The organism is Paracoccus thiocyanatus (assembly GCF_900156255.1).
Taxonomy (GTDB): Bacteria; Pseudomonadota; Alphaproteobacteria; order Rhodobacterales; family Rhodobacteraceae; genus Paracoccus; species Paracoccus thiocyanatus.
Genome location: NZ_FTMK01000006.1, coordinates 56,747 through 74,554, shown reverse-complemented (window position 1 = coordinate 74,554; position 17,808 = coordinate 56,747). Strand labels below are relative to the sequence as shown.

16 protein-coding genes are annotated in these 17,808 nt (G+C 68.0%); 10 read left to right on the top strand and 6 right to left on the bottom strand.

From position 1 onward, the window contains the following. Nucleotides 1–70: 70 nt before the first annotated feature. Complete coding sequence (locus F3H32_RS06355; protein WP_149765114.1) at nucleotides 71–1,117, top strand: DUF475 domain-containing protein; 1,047 nt, start codon at nucleotides 71–73, stop codon at nucleotides 1,115–1,117. 88 nt (nucleotides 1,118–1,205) lie between these two features. Here F3H32_RS06355 and F3H32_RS06350 read toward each other — a convergent pair whose 3' ends face one another. The 3 genes from F3H32_RS06350 to cobT all read right to left on the bottom strand — a co-directional run bounded on the left by F3H32_RS06350 (nucleotide 1,206) and on the right by cobT (nucleotide 6,259). Continuing rightward, a complete protein-coding gene (locus tag F3H32_RS06350; protein ID WP_149765113.1) occupies nucleotides 1,206–3,020 on the bottom strand; it encodes an aminopeptidase P family protein in 1,815 nt (604 codons plus the stop codon). A gap of 27 nt (nucleotides 3,021–3,047) precedes the next feature. After that, a complete protein-coding gene (gene epsE / locus F3H32_RS06345; RefSeq protein ID WP_149765112.1) occupies nucleotides 3,048–4,301 on the bottom strand; it encodes an exopolysaccharide biosynthesis GT4 family glycosyltransferase EpsE in 1,254 nt (417 codons plus the stop codon). Nucleotides 4,302–4,396: 95 nt separating this feature from the next. Then, nucleotides 4,397–6,259, bottom strand: a complete 1,863-nt coding sequence (gene cobT, locus F3H32_RS06340) for a cobaltochelatase subunit CobT (protein ID WP_149765111.1) — start codon at nucleotides 6,257–6,259, stop codon at nucleotides 4,397–4,399. Between cobT and F3H32_RS06335 the strand changes: the two genes are divergently transcribed. Continuing rightward, a complete protein-coding gene (locus F3H32_RS06335) occupies nucleotides 6,258–6,536 on the top strand; it encodes a type II toxin-antitoxin system HicA family toxin (RefSeq protein ID WP_223191360.1) in 279 nt (92 codons plus the stop codon). The two genes, cobT and F3H32_RS06335, sit on opposite strands and share 2 nt — an antisense overlap. Beyond that, nucleotides 6,533–6,925: a type II toxin-antitoxin system HicB family antitoxin gene (locus tag F3H32_RS06330; RefSeq protein WP_149765110.1), complete on the top strand. Its 393-nt coding sequence runs from the start codon at nucleotides 6,533–6,535 to the stop codon at nucleotides 6,923–6,925. Before F3H32_RS06335 ends, F3H32_RS06330 begins: the two co-directional genes overlap by 4 nt. Here the strand turns inward: F3H32_RS06330 and cobS are convergent. Next, nucleotides 6,922–7,896: a cobaltochelatase subunit CobS gene (cobS, locus tag F3H32_RS06325; RefSeq protein ID WP_149765109.1), complete on the bottom strand. Its 975-nt coding sequence runs from the start codon at nucleotides 7,894–7,896 to the stop codon at nucleotides 6,922–6,924. The two genes, F3H32_RS06330 and cobS, sit on opposite strands and share 4 nt — an antisense overlap. A gap of 158 nt (nucleotides 7,897–8,054) precedes the next feature. Between cobS and F3H32_RS06320 the strand changes: the two genes are divergently transcribed. Both F3H32_RS06320 and F3H32_RS06315 read left to right on the top strand, forming a co-directional pair. Further along, nucleotides 8,055–9,020, top strand: a complete 966-nt coding sequence (locus F3H32_RS06320; RefSeq protein ID WP_149765108.1) for a DUF808 domain-containing protein — start codon at nucleotides 8,055–8,057, stop codon at nucleotides 9,018–9,020. A 64-nt stretch (nucleotides 9,021–9,084) separates the two neighbouring features. After that, nucleotides 9,085–10,464 carry an FAD-binding oxidoreductase gene (locus tag F3H32_RS06315; RefSeq protein ID WP_149765107.1) on the top strand — a complete coding sequence of 460 codons (1,380 nt, stop codon included), beginning with the start codon at nucleotides 9,085–9,087 and terminating at the stop codon, nucleotides 10,462–10,464. A 40-nt stretch (nucleotides 10,465–10,504) separates the two neighbouring features. On the opposite strand, the gene F3H32_RS17675 is transcribed toward F3H32_RS06315, so the two are convergent. Then, nucleotides 10,505–10,648, bottom strand: a complete 144-nt coding sequence (locus F3H32_RS17675) for a hypothetical protein (RefSeq protein ID WP_188128604.1) — start codon at nucleotides 10,646–10,648, stop codon at nucleotides 10,505–10,507. A gap of 306 nt (nucleotides 10,649–10,954) precedes the next feature. On the opposite strand from F3H32_RS17675, the gene F3H32_RS06310 reads away from it, so the two are divergent. From F3H32_RS06310 to F3H32_RS06290, 5 genes are all read left to right on the top strand, one after another. Then, nucleotides 10,955–11,737 carry a glycoside hydrolase family 25 protein gene (locus F3H32_RS06310; RefSeq protein WP_149765106.1) on the top strand — a complete coding sequence of 261 codons (783 nt, stop codon included), beginning with the start codon at nucleotides 10,955–10,957 and terminating at the stop codon, nucleotides 11,735–11,737. Further along, the gene (locus F3H32_RS06305; RefSeq protein WP_149765105.1) at nucleotides 11,713–12,369 is read left to right on the top strand and encodes a CPBP family glutamic-type intramembrane protease; all 657 of its coding nucleotides are present in this window, start codon (nucleotides 11,713–11,715) and stop codon (nucleotides 12,367–12,369) included. The genes F3H32_RS06310 and F3H32_RS06305 overlap by 25 nt, the downstream gene beginning before the upstream one ends. Nucleotides 12,370–12,429: 60 nt before the next feature. Further along, on the top strand, nucleotides 12,430–14,205 hold the full coding sequence (gene aspS, locus F3H32_RS06300) for an aspartate--tRNA ligase (RefSeq protein WP_149765104.1): 1,776 nt from the start codon (nucleotides 12,430–12,432) through the stop codon (nucleotides 14,203–14,205). A 126-nt stretch (nucleotides 14,206–14,331) separates the two neighbouring features. Beyond that, on the top strand, nucleotides 14,332–15,699 hold the full coding sequence (locus F3H32_RS06295) for a DUF1800 domain-containing protein (RefSeq protein WP_149765103.1): 1,368 nt from the start codon (nucleotides 14,332–14,334) through the stop codon (nucleotides 15,697–15,699). Between the two features lie 12 nt (nucleotides 15,700–15,711). After that, complete coding sequence (locus F3H32_RS06290) at nucleotides 15,712–16,893, top strand: DUF1501 domain-containing protein (RefSeq protein WP_149765102.1); 1,182 nt, start codon at nucleotides 15,712–15,714, stop codon at nucleotides 16,891–16,893. A 70-nt stretch (nucleotides 16,894–16,963) separates the two neighbouring features. Here F3H32_RS06290 and F3H32_RS06285 read toward each other — a convergent pair whose 3' ends face one another. Continuing rightward, on the bottom strand, nucleotides 16,964–17,692 hold the full coding sequence (locus F3H32_RS06285) for a response regulator (protein WP_149765101.1): 729 nt from the start codon (nucleotides 17,690–17,692) through the stop codon (nucleotides 16,964–16,966). Nucleotides 17,693–17,808 lie beyond the last annotated feature (116 nt).

Genomic DNA, 17,808 nt, shown 5'->3' with positions numbered 1-17,808 from the left:
CGAAGCCGCGCCTTGCCGCCCCTGCCCGCAGGGCATAAGACCGGCGAGACAAGCCATGAAGGGAAGTCCGATGCGATCCACCCTCAGCTATATGACCTGGCCCTTTATCGTCACCGGCGCGGGATTGGCGCTTGCCGCTTTCCTGGGCTGGGAATTTCACGGTACCGGCGCCGGGGCGCTTTCCTTCTTCCTGATCGCCGGCATCCTGGCGGTGCTGGAAATCTCGCTTTCCTTCGACAATGCCATCGTCAATGCCAACAAGCTGAAGCAGATGGTGCCGAAATGGCAGCGCCGCTTCCTGACCTGGGGCATCATCATCGCGGTCTTCGGCATGCGGGTGGTGTTTCCGCTGCTGGTGGTGGTCATCGCCGCGCATCTTGCGCCGTGGGAGGCGCTGCGCCTGGCCGCCACCCAGCCGCAGGAATATGCCGCCATCATCCATGAGGCGCATCTGCCGATCGCGGCCTTCGGCGGCTCGTTCCTGATGCTGGTGGCGCTGAACTATTTCTTCGACGAGGCCAAGGACGTGGACTGGATCAAGGGCGTCGAGGCCGCGCTGCGCAAGCTGGGCGAGATCCGCGGCATGGAGGTCGGCTTCGTGCTGATCTGCATGCTGGTGATCGTGGGCCGGCTGCCGGCGGAAAAGGAACATGCCTTCATCATCGCCGCGATCTGGGGGGTGATCACCTATCTGCTGGTGGACATGCTGGGCCATGTGCTGGACCGCTGGGGCGGCGCGCCCCGGCATGCCGACATGGCGCGCGGCGGCTTCGGCGCCTTTCTCTACCTGGAGGTCCTGGACGCGTCCTTCAGCTTTGACGGCGTGATCGGGGCCTTCGCCCTGACCCAGAACCTGTTCCTGATCGCCATCGGCCTGGGCATCGGCGCGATGTATGTGCGCTCGATGACGGTGATGCTGGTCGAGCGCGGGACGCTGGCCGCCTTTCGCTATCTGGAGCATGGCGCCTTCTGGTCGATCTTCGTGCTGTCGGTGATGATGTTCGTCCAGACCCTGCGTCCCATCCCCGAGGCGATCACCGGGCTTCTGGGTGCAGGCTTCATCGGCATGGCCTTTCTCAGCTCGCTGGCCTGGCGGCGGCGGCACCCGCAGGGCTGAGATCACCGCTTTTCGCCGTTTCGCAAATACCCATGCGACAGCGCCCAGGGGCGCGGTTGCCGGAGTATTTGTGAAACGGTGAAAGGCGTCAGGCGCTGCCCAGCGGCCGCGTTGCGCGGTGCAGCCAGTCGCGCACCTCGTCCGGAACCAGGGGCGATATCTTCTCGCGGACCTGCGCGTGATAGGCGTCGAGCCAGGCGATTTCCGCCGGGGCCAGCAGGCCGGGTTCGATCAGGCGGCGGTCGATCGGGGCAAAGGTCAGGGTCGTGAAGCCCAGCATCGCGCGCCCGTCGGGGGCGTCCCGTTCCTCGACCACCAGCAGGTTCTCGATGCGGATGCCGAAGCTGCCTTCGCGGTAATAGCCTGGCTCGTTCGACAGGATCATGCCGGGGGCAAGCGGGATGTCCGAGACGCGCGAGATCCTGACCGGCCCTTCATGCACCGACAGGCCGGCGCCGACGCCATGCCCGGTGCCGTGGTCGTAATCCATGCCCTCGGCCCATAGCGGCGCGCGGGCCAGCGCGTCGATATGGCAGCCGGCGATGCCGGGCGGGAACTGAACCCGCGACACGGCGATCATGCCTTGCAGCACGCGGGTATAGGGCCGTCGCACCGCCGGATCGACCGCGCCCATCGGCAGGGTGCGGGTGATGTCGGTGGTGCCGTCGGGATATTGCCCGCCCGAATCGACCAGCAGCACATGGCCGGGCCGGATGCGCAGGTTGCTGGCCCGATCGACATGGTAATGCGGAATCGCGGCATGGGGGCCGGTGGCCGCGATGGTGTCGAAGCTGATGTCGAGGATGCCGCGCGCGCGGCGCAATTCTTCCAGCTTCGTGGCCACGTCGATTTCGGTCAGAGGCTTGGCATCCAGATGCGGCGCGCTTGCGTCCAGCCAATGCAGAAGTTCCGCCACCGCGGCGCCGTCTTGCAGATGGGCGGCGCGCATACCGGCGATTTCGGCCGGGTTTTTGCGCGCTTTCGGCAGGATCACCGGGTCCGGCCCCTCGGCGATGGGGGTGTTCATGCTTTCGATCAGCGCAAATACCCGTTCGGGTGCGGTCGCGGGATCGACGCGCACCGGGCCGGCCAGGTTGGTCAGCGCCGGGGTCAGCGCCACCAGCGGCAGAACCGAAACCTCGTTGCCAAGTGCCGCCCGCACTTCGGCGCCGAACTTGGCCGGGTCGGTGAAGACGGCGACATGGCCGTTCTGCTCGATGATGGCAAAGCCTTGCACCACAGGGTTTTTCGGCACGTCGGCGCCGCGGATGTTCAGCAGCCAGGAAAGCGAATCGGGCAGGGTCAGCACCGCCGCCTGCTGGCCGGCCTCGCGCAGCGCGTGGGCGATGCGGGCGCGCTTTTCGGCCGCGGTTTCGCCCGCGATCTCGCCTGGCCAAAGCCGCACCGCGCCCACCGGCGGCTGGGGCTGGTCGGTCCAGATCGCATCGACCGGGTTCGTGTCCAGCGCGATCAGCGCGATGCCCGAGCCGGCCAAGCCCTTTTCCATCTCGCGGATCTCGCGGCGGGTGTGCAGCCAGGGGTCGTAGCCGATGCGGCCGCCCTCGGGCAGGGCGTCGCGCAGCCAGTCGGCGGGCTTGGTTTCCGGCCAGGGGACGGGGGTGAAATGCGCCGGGTCCACCTGGGCCTTGACCTGGACGCGATAGCGGCCGTCGATGAACACGCCGGCGCGGTCGGGGGTGACGATGCAGAACCCGGCGCTGCCGGTGAAGCCGCTGAGCCAGGCCAGCCGCGCGTCGCGCGCCGCGACATATTCGCCCTGATGCGCATCGGCGCGCGGCACCAGGAAACCGTCCAGGTCGCGCGCGGCCAATGCCTGGCGCAAGGCCGCCAGCCGGGGCGGGTGGGCGGCGGGGTCGGAATGGCTGTCGTAATTCTGGAACATGTTCGTCTCGGGCTCTTTTCGGAAAAATCAGGCGCGGGCCAGCGCCTGGCGGGCGGCGGGCAGGGTGCGGGCCAGCCCGTCGGCCACGGCCTGGGCGCTGCGGCGGTGGTGGAACTGGGCGGCGACGCGGGCGCGGGACGCCTGGGCCAGCCGCCGCGCCTCGTCGGGATGGGCGAGAAGCCGGGCGATTTCGTCCGCCATGGCCTGGGGGCGTTCGGGCGGCACCAGGATGGCGTCGCGCCCCGAGGTGATCAGTTCGTGATTGCCGCCGACATCGGTGACGACCACCGGCATTTCCATCGCCATCGCCTCCATGATCGCGACCGAGATGCCCTCGTTCAGGCTGGCCAGGGCGAAGACATGCGCGCGCTCCAGCCCGTCGCGCACCCTGTCTTCGCTGACGGCGCCCAAAAGCGTGACCGCATCCGTCAGCCCCTGTTCGGCGATCAGCGCGTCCAGGTGGCGATGATAGCCGGTGCCGCCCTGTTCATCCTCGCCGGCGATGTCCAGCCGGGCGTCGATGCCGCGCGCGCGCAGCAGGGCGACGGTCTGGATCAGGTGGTCATGGCCCTTGACCGCGTTCAGCCGGCCGCAGGTGAAGATGCGCAGCGCCTTGCCGGGCGCGGGCGGCTGCCAGGGGGTCTGGCGGCGGATCTGGTCCAGGTCCACCCCCATCGGCGCGACATTGACCACGGCCGGGCGGTCGGCGCCGATCTCGCGCTCGGCCACCCGCGCCAGCAATTGCGAGATGATGGTGGCGAAACGGGCATGGCGCCATTTCTGCCGCTGGTTCGGGCCGTAGCCTTCCAGCGTCGGGCCGTGCAGGGTCAGGCTGTAGCTTGGCCCGCCCAGCCTTTCGGCGAACATGGCGATATTGGCGCTGTCGGCGCAGCTATGGACATGGATATGGTCCCAGCCCTGCTGGCGGGCGATCCGCTTCAGCCGCGCGCCCATGGCCAGCAGCGCCAGCATCCGCAGCCGGCCTTTGGCGCCCTGCGCCTCGGCAGCCATTGCAGCGCCCAGGCCGCGCGTCCAGCCGGCGGGGCCGGCGCGCAGGAATTCGGCGACCGCGCCCAGCCCTTCGCCGCCCAGCGGCATCAGGTAGCGGGTCTGGGCCTGCGCCTCGGCCGCCCAGCTATGCGAGGCGACGGCGCGCGGCGGCGGGCGGGTCGAGACGGGTTCGGCATCAATCCCCAGCTCTGCCAGCGCCTGCCGCTCGCGCCACAGGAAGATATGCGTCTGGCCCGGAAACTCGGGAATGAAGAAGCCGATCTTCAGCACATGTAAGCCCCTTGGCCGCAAGGCGGGAACCGCCCCGTCCCGCGGAATTGGTCGCATGGACCCGGCAGCGGAATCAAGCAGCCGGAAAGAACAGGCTAACCCGCACGACGCAGGTTCATGGCACGGGCGCGCTTCCTGGGATCGGCCTCGAACAGGGCGGCAAGCTGTTCGGTCATGGCGCCGGCGAGTTGTTCGGCATCGGTGATGGTCACCGCGCGCTGGTAATAGCGGGTCACGTCATGGCCGATGCCGATGGCCAGCAGTTCGACCTGCTTCTTGCGCTCGATCATCGCGATCACGTCGCGCAGGTGCTTTTCCAGGAAATTCGCCGGGTTGACCGACAGGGTCGAATCATCGACCGGCGCCCCGTCCGAGATCACCATCAGGATGCGCCGCGCCTCGGGCCGCCGGGCCAGCCGCCTGTGCGCCCATTCCAGCGCCTCGCCGTCGATGTTTTCCTTGAGAAGCCCCTCTTTCATCATCAGGCCCAGATTCGGGCGCACCCGCCGCCAGGGGGCGTCGGCGCCCTTGTAGATGATATGGCGCAGGTCGTTCAGCCGGCCCGGCTGCGCCGGGCGGCCGGCGGCAAGCCATTTCTCGCGGCTTTGCCCGCCCTTCCAGGCGCGGGTGGTAAAGCCCAGGATCTCGACCTTGACCTGGCTGCGTTCCAGCGTGCGGGCCAGCACGTCGGCGCAGATCGCGGCGATGCTGATCGGCCGGCCGCGCATGGACCCGGAATTGTCCAGCAGCAGCGTCACCACGGTGTCGCGGAACTCGGTGTCCTTTTCGACCTTGAAGGACAGGGGCGTGGTCGGGTTCGCCACCACGCGGGCCAGGCGGCCGGCATCCAGCACGCCTTCCTCCTTGTCGAATTCCCAGCTACGGTTCTGCTGCGCCTGCAAGCGGCGTTGCAGCTTGTTGGCCAGGCGCGAGACCGCACCGCGCAGCGGTTCCAATTGCTTGTCCAGATAGGCGCGCAGCCGTTCCAGTTCCGCCGGGTCGGCCAGGTCCTCGGCCCGGATCTCTTCGTCGTGTTCCTGGGTATAGACGCGGTATTCCGGGCTTGCCTCGCTGACCTGCGGCGGCAGGTCGGGGGGCGTCTCGGCCTCGGACATCTCGGCCTCGTCCACCAGTTCCTCGTCGGACTGGTCGTCCATGCTGACCTGGGCCTGGCGCTCGTCCTGGGTCTGTTCCTGGCTGCGCTCGGGGCTCGCCTCGGCTTCCTCGTCCTGGTTCTGGTCGCGGGACTGGTTGTCGCCGGATTCCTCGTCTTGCTCGGCGTTCTCGTCGGCCTCGTCCTCTTGCGGCTCGTCGGGGTCTTCGCCCAACTGGTCGCCATAGCCCAGGTCGGCGATCACCTTGCGGGCCAGCCGGGCAAAGGCGGCCTGATCGGCGATCACCCGGCCCACCCCGTCCAGGTCGGCGCCGGCCTGTTCTTCGACAAAGGGGCGCCACAGGTCGGCGACATGCTGCGCCGGGGCGGGCAGGGCGCGGCCGGTGGCCGCCTGCCGAACCAGGTAGCCGGCGGCGACCGCCAGCGGCGCATCGGCCGGGGCCTTGATCTGGCCATAGCCCTTGCGCTCGGCCTCTTGTCCCAGCTTGGCGTCGATATTCGACAGCGCGCCGGGCATGTCGCGCGCGCCCAATGCTTCGCAGCGCGCCGTCTCCATCGCCTCGTAGAGGTCGCGCGCCATCGGCCCGGCGGGGGCATATTTCGCATGGGTTCCGGCGTCGTGGTGGCGCAGCCGCATCGCCAGGGCGTCGGCGGTGCCGCGGGCCAGCAGCACCTCGTCGCGGGTCATGCGGCGGCTGACCTGCGGCAGGCGCATGGTATCGCCCGCCACGCCGGAGGGGTCGGCCGAGAAGGTCACGTTCAGTTCTTGATCCGCAGCCATGGCGCGGGTGGCCTCGGTCAGGGCCTTCTTGAACGGATCGGCGGGGTTGTCGGATTTTTTCATGATCTATTTCTGGGCCACTTCAGACCGGCTGTCGAGAGGACTTGACGCAGCAGGTCATGCGCACATATTTACACACATGGAAACCCTTCGGAACAGCCGCGAGATTCTGCGCCGTCTTGCCGCGGAGGGCTGGGAAGAGGTTTCGGTCCGGGGATCGCATCACAAGTTCCGCAAGGAAGGGCGCGTCGTGATCGTGCCGCACCCCAAAAAGGATTTGCCCATTGGCACGGCCCGCAGCATCGCGCGCATGGCCGGATGGCTGGAGGACAAGGAATGAAAACCTATCTGGCATTGGTCGAGAAGGACTTTGACAGCGCCTTTGGCATCCGCTTTCCCGATCTGCCCGGCTGCTTTTCTGCGGCCGATGACGAAAAGGACATCCTGCCGAATGCGGTCGAGGCGCTTGAACTGTGGTTCGAGGACGCGCCCGAGATGCAGCCCCGTCCCTTGGGCGAGGTCGCGGCGGAATGCGCGGCGGAACTGGCGGCCGGCGCCTTCCTGATCGCGGTGCCGCATATCCGTCGCATGACCAGGCAGCGCCGGGTGAATGTCAGCATGGATGCCGGAACGCTGGACGCGGTCGATACGGCGGCAGAGCAATTGGGCCTGACCCGCTCGGGCTTTCTGGCGATGGCGGCCCTGAACGAGATCAAGGGCGGGCATTAGCCCGCCTTGACCGCCGCGCTTTCCGGCAGTTCCTCGTCGAACAGGCGCTGGTAGAACTCGGCCACGGTCTGCCGCTCCAGCTCGTCGCATTTGTTCAGGAAGGTCAGGCGGAAGGCGTAACCCACGTTGTCGCCGAAGATGCGGGCGTTCTGCGCCCAGGCGATCACCGTGCGCGGGCTCATCACCGTGGACAGGTCGCCCTGCATGAAGGCGGTCCGGGTCAGGTCGGCCAGCGTCACCATCTGGTTGATGATCTTGCGGCCCTTTTCGGTGTTGTAGGTCGGGTTCTTGGCCAGGACGATCGCCGCCTCGGCGTCGTGGCTCAGGTAGTTCAGCGTCGAGACCAGCGACCAGCGGTCCATCTGGCCCTGGTTGATCTGCTGGGTGCCGTGGTAAAGGCCCGTGGTGTCGCCCAGGCCCACGGTGTTCGCGGTGGCGAACAGGCGGAAATAGGGGTTCGGGGTGATGACCTCGTTCTGGTCCAGAAGCGTCAGCTTGCCGTCCGCCTCCAGCACGCGCTGGATCACGAACATCACGTCGGCGCGGCCGGCGTCGTATTCGTCGAAGACGATGGCGGTCGGGTTGCGCAGGGCCCAGGGCAGGATGCCTTCGTGGAAGACCGTGACCTGCTTGCCCTCGACCAGCTTGATCGCGTCCTTGCCGATCAGGTCGATGCGGCTGACATGGCTGTCCAGGTTCACCCGCACGCAGGGCCAGTTCAGCCGCGCCGCCACCTGTTCGATATGCGTCGATTTCCCGGTGCCGTGATAGCCCTGGATCATCACCCGGCGGTTATAGGCAAAGCCCGCCAGGATCGCCAAGGTGGTGTCGGGGTCGAACTTGTAGGTCGTGTCGATGTCGGGCACCCGGTCCGAGCGTTCGGCAAAGCCCTTGACCTTCATGTCGCTGTCTAGACCAAAGACCTCGCGCAGGTCGATTTCCTCGGTCGGTTTCGCGTTCTGATCCAGCATGGGCGGCCCTTTCGATTGTCCCATGCTTGATGAATGATTCCCCGCGCGGGCGCAAGCGGCCGAGGGGGGACGGGAACCGCCGCGCTGGTCCGCGAATTGCGCCGGTGCGCGGCGCCCGGTAGTGTGGCGCAGGAAAACCAACGGGATGGGAAACAGGCATGAGCGGATTGCTGGCGCTGCTGGACGACGTGGCGGGAATCGCCAAGATCGCGGCCGCTTCGGTCGACGACGTGGCCGGCCAGGCGGCCAAGGCCGGCGCCAAGGCCGCGGGCGCGGTGATCGACGATGCGGCGGTGACGCCCAAATACATGCACGGCTTTTCCGCGGCGCGCGAGGTGCCCATCGTCCTGAAGATCGCGCGCGGCTCGCTTTTCAACAAGCTGGTGATCCTGCTGCCGGTGGCGCTGGTCCTGTCGGCATTCGCGCCCTGGCTGATCACGCCGCTGCTGATGCTGGGCGGCTCGTATCTGTGTTTCGAGGGGGCCGAAAAGGTCGCGCATGCCCTAAGCCACCAGCAGGTGAACGAGCCGCATCTGAAAGTGACCAAGGAAGGCGCCGCCGGCCTGGAAGAGGAACGGGTCCGCGGTGCGATCAAGACCGATTTCATCCTGTCGGCCGAGATCATGACCATCGCGCTGTCCGCGATCCCCAATGGCGATGCGATCTGGATGAAGGCGGTGATCCTGGCCGTGGTGGCGGTGGGGATCACCGTGGCGGTCTATGGCTTCGTGGCGCTGATCGTCAAGGCGGACGATTTCGGCCTGCACCTGCACGAACGCGGCGGGCCGCTGGCCGGGCTGGGGCGCGGCATCGTGCATGTCATGCCCGGTTTCATGAAGGTGCTGACCATCGTCGGCACCGCGGCGATGATCTGGGTCGGCGGGCAGATCGTCATCCACGGGCTGCACGGGCTGGGCCAGCATCAGCCCTATGACTGGATCCACGGCGTGGCCATGGCGGCGGGTCATGCCATCCCCGCCGCGCCGGGCCTTGCCGCCTGGATCACCACCGCCTTTTTCGACGGGCTTTTCGGGCTGGCCTGGGGCATGGTCCTGATCCCGGTGGTACATTACGCCATCAATCCGGCCATCGGCGCGGTCAAGGGCGCATTGGGCAAGGCCTGACGCCGGCTTGCCCTTGCCCCGGCCGCGGGACTATCACCGGCCCCAGGATTGCAGGAGATGTCCCATGCCGATTCCCGCCCCGGCGCTTGATGCGCTGTCCGCGCTTCTGGGCGCGCGCCTGTCCACCAGCGCCGCCGACCGCGACCTGCACGCCCAGTCCGAGACCTTTCACCGCGCGCCGCCGCCCGACGCGGTGGCCTGGCCGCTTTCGACCGAAGAGGTTTCGCGCATCGCCGCCATCTGCCACGCGCATCGCGTGCCGATGATCGGCTGGGGCACCGGCACCTCGCTTGAGGGGCAGGCGCTGGCGCCGCAGGGCGGGCTGGTCATCGACCTGCTGAAAATGGACCGGGTGCTGGAAATCCGGGCCGAGGACATGCAGGTCAGCGTCCAGCCCGGCTGCACCCGCGAGGCGCTGAATACCGAATTGCGCGCGACCGGCCTGTTCTTTCCGGTCGATCCCGGCGCCAATGCCAGCCTGGGCGGCATGGCGGCGACGCGCGCCTCGGGGACCACGGCGGTGCGCTATGGCACCATGCGCAAGAACGTCCTGGCGCTTGAGGTGGTGCTGGCTGACGGCCAGGTCATCCGCACCGGCACGCGGGCGGCGAAATCCAGCGCCGGCTATGACCTGACGGCGCTGTTCGTCGGTTCCGAAGGGACGCTGGGCATCATCACCGAACTGACCCTGCGCCTGCACGGCCAGCCCGAAGAGATGGCGGCGGCCGTCTGCGGCTTTCCGACGCTGGAACAGGCGGTGGAATGCGTCACCGCGACGATCCAGTCGGGGATCCCCATGGCGCGGATCGAATTCATCGACGCCGATGTGGTGCGCGCCTTCAACGCCGTCTCGGGCGCGCAGATGCACCAAGGCCCGCATCTGATGGTGGAATTCCACGGCGCCCCCGCCTCGGTCAAGGGCGATGCCGAGGCGTTCGGCGCGCTGGCGGCCGAGTTCGGCGGCACCGGCTTTGACTGGGCGACCACGCCCGAAGCGCGGGCGGCGCTGTGGAAGATGCGCCACAACGCCTATCCCTCCTGCCTGGCGCTGCGGCCGGGGGCGACGGCGGTGGTCACGGATGTCTGCGTGCCGATGTCGCACCTGCCGGCGGCGGTGGCCGCTGCGGCCGAGGATATCCGCGCCGAGGGGCTGCTGGGCCCCATCGTCGGCCATGTCGGCGACGGCAATTTCCACGCGCAGATCCTGGTGACGCCCGGCGACGAGGCCGAGCTTGCCGCCGCCAAGCGCGTCGCGCTGCGCATGGCGGAACGCGCCATCGCGGTGGGCGGCACCATCACCGGCGAGCATGGCGTGGGCATCGGCAAGCGCCCCCTGATGCCCGCCCAGCACGGCGCGGCCATCGGCGTCATGGCGGCGATCAAGCAGGCGCTGGACCCTCAGGGGGTGCTGAACCCCGGCAAGCTGGTGCCGGAAAGGGATTGAGGCGGCGCCAGAGTGGTGATCCTGCGGCAAGGGGCGACGATCACCCCGCGATCGCGATGAAGATATTGCGCTTCGAATCGAACATCGCCGCGTTCCCGCCGTGGTCGAAAGAGGTCGGCGGCTCTGCCGCCTTGAGATAGGCTCCAAGACGCGGATGCTCTGCCAAGGGTATCAGCAACGCCATCGGCCGCAATGGGTTCAAACGCTCAATCCGGCAGCAAAATCATCGCGCTTTCGTGGGGACGTCCCGACCGGCGTCCGGTGGCGCAAAACTGCGACCCCTGCCGCCCGGCAAGAAGCGGGAGCGGTCGCGCATCCCGTATCCCGCGGCGAAGGATGCGTTCCTGCGAGACTGCCTTCGCCGCCGCTGACAAACTCGTGACTGTCACGCCACCGTGACAGAGCCCCGCACCTTTGCGATAAGGACGGACAGGCGCCGAACACAGGCGCAGGGACGAAGGCGCCGGAAAGGCGCGGGCAAGGGGCAGCGATGACATTCCTGGGCAAGATTATGGCGGTGCTGGCGCTGGTCGCGCTGGCCTCCTGCGGGGGGCCCTCCAGCGGGCCGGCGGTGATGGCGGGGCAAGGCAGCGGCCCGCAATTCGGCGACAGCGCACCGCATCCGTGGATCGGCGGGCATCCCTATGACCACCCGGTGCATGGCATCGACATCTCGCGCTGGCAGGGCGACATCGACTGGAACCGGGTGCGCGGCTCGGGCATCAGCTTCGCCTTCATCAAGGCGACCGAGGGCGGCGACCATGCCGACCCGAATTTCCAGCGCTATTGGCGCCAGGCCGGCCAGGCCCGCGTTCCCCGCGGCGCCTATCACTATTTCTATTTCTGCCGCTCGGGCGCGGAACAGGCGGCGTGGTTCATCAAGAACGTGCCGCGGGAACGCGGCGCCATGCCGCCGGTGCTGGACCTGGAATGGACCGCCTCCAAGACCTGCCCGCACCGTCCGGCCAGCCACGAGGTTCTGCGCGAGGCCAAGATATTCAAGGACATCTTGCATCAGTATTACGGCCAGCGTCCGATCATCTACACCACCGTGGACTTCTACCGCGACAACAACCTGGGCTCCTGGCCCGAGGAGTTCTGGCTGCGCTCGGTCGCGGGCCATCCGCGCATCACCTATCCCGGCCAGCGCTACAGCTTCTGGCAATATACCGGCACCGGCGTCGTGCCGGGCATCGGCGGCAACGTGGACCTGAACGTCTTTGCGGGATCGCCCGCCCAGTGGCGAGCATGGCTCAGCCGGCGCCTGCAATAGCGCGGACCCTGCTTTGGGTCGAGTTCGCGGCGCTTTATGCCGGGGCGCCGCTGGCCATGGCATTGTTCCTGCCCGGCCACATGCTGTTTGCGGCATTGGCGCTGTTCAGCATGGCGGGGCTGGGCCTGTTGTGGCGCACCGGCGGCTTTCACTGGCATAACCTGGTGCGGGGCTGGGGCCGCGTCCCCTGGGCCGAGGTCGCGGGCATCGCCCTGGCCACCCTGGTTTCCGGCCTGGCGATCCTGTGGCTGACCAGCCCGGATTCGATCTTCCAGTTGCTGCGCCAGCGGCCCGAATTCCTGCCGGTGATCTGGATCTTCTACCCGATCCTGTCGGCCCTGCCGCAGGAACTGATCTTTCGCCCGCTGTTCTTTCACCGCTACGGCCCGCTTTTGCCGGCGGGGCAGGGGGCGATCGCGCTGAATGCGGCGGTGTTTTCCTTTGCCCACCTGATGTATTGGTCCTGGGTGGTGGCGGCGCTGACCTTTTTCGGCGGCTGGGTCTTTGCCCGCGCCTATCTTATGCGCGGCTTTCCCGCGGCCTGGGTCTTGCATGCGGTGGCGGGCAACGTGCTGTTCGCCGTCGGCATGGGGGCCTATTTCTATACCGGCAACGTGGTGAGACCCTTCTGATTGCTTGACTTCGCCGGCGCGGCGCGGTTGATGCGGGGCCGATACGCAAGGGGAAAAAAGATGAGCGCCTATCGCAGCCATACCTGCGGCGAATTGACCGCCGCTGCCGCCGGGTCCGAAATCCGCCTGTCCGGCTGGGTCCATCGGGTCCGCGACCATGGCGGGGTGCTGTTCATCGACCTGCGCGACCATTACGGCATCACCCAGGTGATCGCCGACAGCGACAGCCCGGCCTTTGCCGCGCTGGAAAAGCTGCGGGCCGAGACGGTGATCCGCATCGACGGCCGCGTCAAGCTGCGCGACGCCAGCCTGGTCAACCCCAAGCTGCCCACCGGCGAGATCGAGGTCTATGCCACCGACATGGAAGTGCTGGGCCCCTCGGACGACCTGCCGCTGCCGGTCTTTGGCGACCAGGATTACCCCGAAGAGACGCGGCTGGCCTATCGCTTCCTGGACCTGCGCCGCGACAGCCTGCACAACAACATCATGCTGCGGTCGCGCGTGGTGAAATGGCTGCGCGACGCCATGTGGGACCAGGGCTTTACCGAATTCCAGACCCCGATCATCACCGCCAGTTCGCCCGAAGGGGCGCGCGACTTCCTGGTGCCCTCGCGCCTGCATCCGGGCAAGTTCTATGCCTTGCCGCAGGCGCCGCAGCAGTTCAAGCAGCTGATCATGGTCGCGGGTTTCGACAAGTATTTCCAGATCGCGCCCTGCTTTCGCGACGAGGATCCGCGCGCCGACCGCTCGCCCACCGATTTCTACCAGCTCGACGTCGAGATGTCCTTTGTCGAGCAGGAGGACGTCTTTGCCGCGGTCCAGCCGGTGATCCAGGGCCTGTTCGAGGCGTTCGGCGGCGGCCGCCGGGTCGATCCGACCTGGCCGCGCATCCCCTATGCCGAGGCGATGCTGAAATACGGCAGCGACAAGCCCGACCTGCGCAACCCCATCGAGATGCAGGTGGTTTCCGACCACTTCCGCGGCTCGGGCTTCGCGATCTTCGCGAAGCTGCTGGAGCAGGAGGGGACCGAGGTCCGCGCCATTCCCGCGCCCACCGGCGGCTCGCGCAAGTTCGCCGACCGCATGAACGCCTTCGCGCAGGGCCAGGGCCTGCCCGGCATGGGCTATATCTTCTGGCGCAAGGCCGAGGACGGCACGACCGAAGCCGCCGGCCCCATCGCCAAGGCGCTTGGCGCCGAGAAGACCGAGGCGATCCGGGTCCAGCTTGGCCTGGGCCAAGGGGACGCGGCCTTTTTCCTGGGCGGCAAGCCCGAAACCTTCGAGGCCGTCGTCGGCCGCGCCAGGAACGAGATCGGCCGCGAGTTGGGCCTGATCGACGAGAACCAGTTCAAGTTCGCCTGGATCGTCGATTTCCCGATGTATGAAAAGGGCGAGGACGGGCGGATCGACTTCAGCCACAACCCGTTTTCCATGCCGCAGGGCGGCTTGGATGCGCTGGCGGGCGATCCGCTGGCGGTCAAGGGCTATCAATACGACCTGGCCTGCAACGGCTATGAACTGGTCTCGGGCGCGATCCGCAACCACCGCCCGGAAATCATGTTCCGCGCCTTTGAACTGGCCGGCTATGGCCGGGACGAGGTGGAAAAGCGCTTCGGCGGCATGGTCAAGGCTTTCCGCTATGGCGCGCCGCCGCATGGCGGCTGCGCGGCTGGGATCGACCGCATCGTCATGCTGCTGGCGGACGAGGCCAATATCCGCGAAGTCATCATGTTCCCGATGAACCAGCGCGCCGAGGACCTGATGATGGGCGCCCCCAGCGAGCCGACCAACGAACAGCTTCGCGAATTGCGCCTGCGCGTGCTGCCGCGCGAGTAAGCTTGGCGTCGGCGTCGGCAAGCAATTGCCGCGGCGCCGCATGCTGAAGAAAGCGTGAACTGACCTGGGGCCGCGCCCGTGCCATAACCCGCGCATGGGGATGATTTTCCCTGCAAGGATGATTGCATGAGCTTTGGATTTCCCGAGCTGGCGGCGATCCGCCTGGGCTTTGGCCTGTCGCCGCTGATGCCGCCCCCCGCCGATGTCGATGCGGTGCTTTCCGGGCCGGCCATGGCCGGCCCGGGCCCTGAAGCCATGACCACCGACATGGCCCGCGACCTGGCCACGCGGATGCGCAGCGGGCTTCACGCGCGGCGCGAAGGCAAGCCCGAACCCCCCGAGGCGGTGGCGGCCGACCGCAAGCTTGGCACCCTGCCGGTCGAGGATCTGCGTCGCCGGGTGATCCGGGCGCTGGACGATCCCATCGGCTTCGGCGAAAGGCTGGTGCAGTTCTGGAGCGACCATTTCACCATCCGCTCGGTCGGCAAGGCCAACCACGCGCTGGCCCTGGCCTTTGTGGACGAGGCGATCCGCCCGCATCTGAACGGCCGGTTCGAGGACATGTTCATTGCCGCCGACACCCATCCGATGATGCTGGTCTATCTGGACCAGATTTCCAGCCGCGGACCGGGTTCGCCCTTTGCCAGGAACCGGCCCAAGCGCCATTTCGGGCTGAACGAAAACCTTGCCCGCGAGGCGCTGGAACTGCATTCGCTGGGCGCCGGGGCCGGCTACGGGCAAGACGACGTGCGCGAACTGGCCGAACTGCTGACGGGGCTGCGTTTTTCGCATCAGCACGGCTTTGCCTATGATCCGACCTGGGCAGAGCCGGGGGCCGAAACCGTGCTGGGGCGGGACTATGGCGGCATGCGCCGCGGCGGGCTGGACGACATCCGCGCCGCGTTTCGCGATATCGCCCGCCGGCCCGAGACCGCGCTGCACCTGTCGCGCAAGCTGGCGGTGCATTTCGTTTCGGACGATCCCTCGCCGGATCTGGTCGAGGCGATGGCCGCGACATGGCGCGACAGCGGCGGCGACTTGCCGCAGGTCTATCGCGTGCTCGCCAGCCATCCCGACCTGGCCTCGGGGCTGCGGCAAAAGGTGCGCCAGCCTTTCGATCTTTGCGTGGCGGGGCTGCGGGCGCTGGGTGTGCGCGGCGAACAGATCGCGGCGCTGGACCTGCCGGGGTTCCGCCGCGTGGCCTGGAACCCGATCGAGGTGATGGGCCAGCCCTGGGGCCGGCCCAAGGGGCCGGACGGCTGGCCCGAGGCTGCCGATGCCTGGATCGCGCCGCAGACGCTGGCCGCGCGGATCAACTGGTCGCTGCGCATCCCGCGCCTGCTGCTGAAGGACCTACCCGACCCGCGCGAGATGCTGGTTTCCGCCTTTGGCGGCACGCAGTCGGCGGAACTGGCCTGGGCCGTGCCCAAGGCGGAATCGGCGGCCGAGGGCGTGGCGCTGATCCTCGCCTCGGGCGATTTCAACCGGCGATAGGAGGATAGGCAGATGCTGACACTGGACCGGCGCCTGTTTCTGAAGGGAACCGCGCTGATCGGCTGTTCCGCCGCCGCGCATCCGCTGATGAGTTCGATGACCTTCGCCGCGCTTCCGGGCGACAACCGGCTGGTCGTCATCATCCTGCGCGGCGCCATGGACGGGCTTGACGCGATCCAGCCCTATAGCGACCCGATGCTGGGCAAGCTGCGCCGCAACCTGTCGGTCGGACCCAAAGGCGGCGCGCTGGACCTTGACGGCTTCTTTGCGCTGCACCCGCGGCTGGAACCGCTGCTGCCGCTGTGGAAAAAGGGCGAACTGGCTTTCGCCCATGCCGTCTCGACCCCCTATCGCGACAAGCGCAGCCATTTCGACGGCCAGGACGTGCTGGAGGCCGGGACCGGCAACGACCTGCCGGTGGACCGCCGGCAGGGCGGCTGGCTGAACCGGCTGTTGCAGGCCATGCCCGAGGCGCGGGCCGAGACCGCCTATTCGGTCGGCGTCGAGCAGATGAAGATCCTGGCCGGCGACGCGGCGCATCTTAGCTGGGCGCCGCGCGCCTGGCTGAAGCTGTCGCCCCAGGCGCAGATGCTGCTGGAGCATGTCTATCACGACGATCCGCTGTTTCGCGACGCGGTGCAGGATGCGGTGCAGATCAGCGCCGAGACCTCGGATATCGGCAAGACCGGCGGGCCGACCGCCGATGCCGAGGCGCTGGCGGGTTTCGTCGCCAGCCGGCTGAATGCCGAAAGCCGCATCGCCGCCTTTTCGATTCCCGGCTGGGACAGCCATGCCAACCAGCCCGCGGTGCTGGGCCGGGGGCTGGACCGGCTGGCCGCGGCGATCGTGAAGCTGCGCGAGGGGCTGGGTGCGAACTGGGGCCGGACCACGGTGCTGGCGATGACGGAATTCGGCCGCACGGCGCGCGAAAACGGGTCGGGCGGCACCGATCACGGCACCGGCGGCGCGCTTTTGATGGCCGGCGGCGCGATCCGGGGCGGGCGCGCCTTTGGCGGCTGGCCCGGCCTGGGCGAGGGCCAGCTTTACGCGGACCGCGACCTGATGCCGGTGCGCGACATCCGCGCCTATGCCGGCTGGGCCATGCATGGGCTGTTCGGCATCGGGCGCGACACGCTGGAACGGCAGGTGTTCCCCGGACTGGAACTGGGCGGCGATCCGGGCCTGCTGGCCTGAGTCCGCATCTGGGCCCCGATCTGGCCGCCCTGGCGCGGCCATGCGGCAAGCCCGCCCCCGCAGGCCGCGGTCACGAGACCCGCGTGGCGGCCAGCCGGTCCTGCACCAGCCCGCTGATCCGCGCCAGGTCCGTGGCCAGGGCGCGGCCTTGGGCATGGCCATGCGCCAGGCTGGTCGCCGCATCTTCCAGCATCCGGTCATGTGCCGAACGGGCCACCCCGGCCAGGAAGCGCGCGATATAGTCGATGGCGTCGGTGTCCTCGGCCTGGGCCAGCACATCGGCGACATGCGCCAGATCGTCGCGCAGCGCCGCCGCATCGGGGGCGATCACATCGTCCGGCAGGGCTCGCAGGCCCTGCGGCCGTGCCGCCGGCGGCATGGCGGCCAGGATCGCCTGCTGGAACAGCGCCAGGCTTTCGATGGGCTTGGCCAGGAACCCGTCGGCGCCGGCCCGCAGCGCCGCATCGCGATTGCCCGGATCGCCCGAGATGCCCAGGACCACCGGCACCCGCGGTATCGCCCTGGCGATGGTCGCGATCATGTCGGCCCCGTCGCCGTCCGGCAGGCCCATATCCACGATCACCACCCCCGGAAGATAGGTCTGAAGATGCCGCAAGGCGGCGCGGATGCTGTCGGCCCGGCGAATGCGTGCCCCCGAACGCAGGCAAAGCAGGCGCACCGCCTCGCTGGCGATGCGCGAATCCTCGACCACCAGCACCGTCAGGCCGGTCAGGGGCCGGTTCGGCAGTGTGACCCGCCAGGTGGGAAATTCTTCCGCACCGATCCGTTCCTGTTCCATGTCGTAAAATCCTAACTGGGAATCACCGTATGTCCAAGGATTGCGCGTTTTCCCTAAGAAGCGGTTAATGGCGTTTCTTTTCCTTCCCCCCGCGGGCCAGTCGCCCTAGAAGGGCG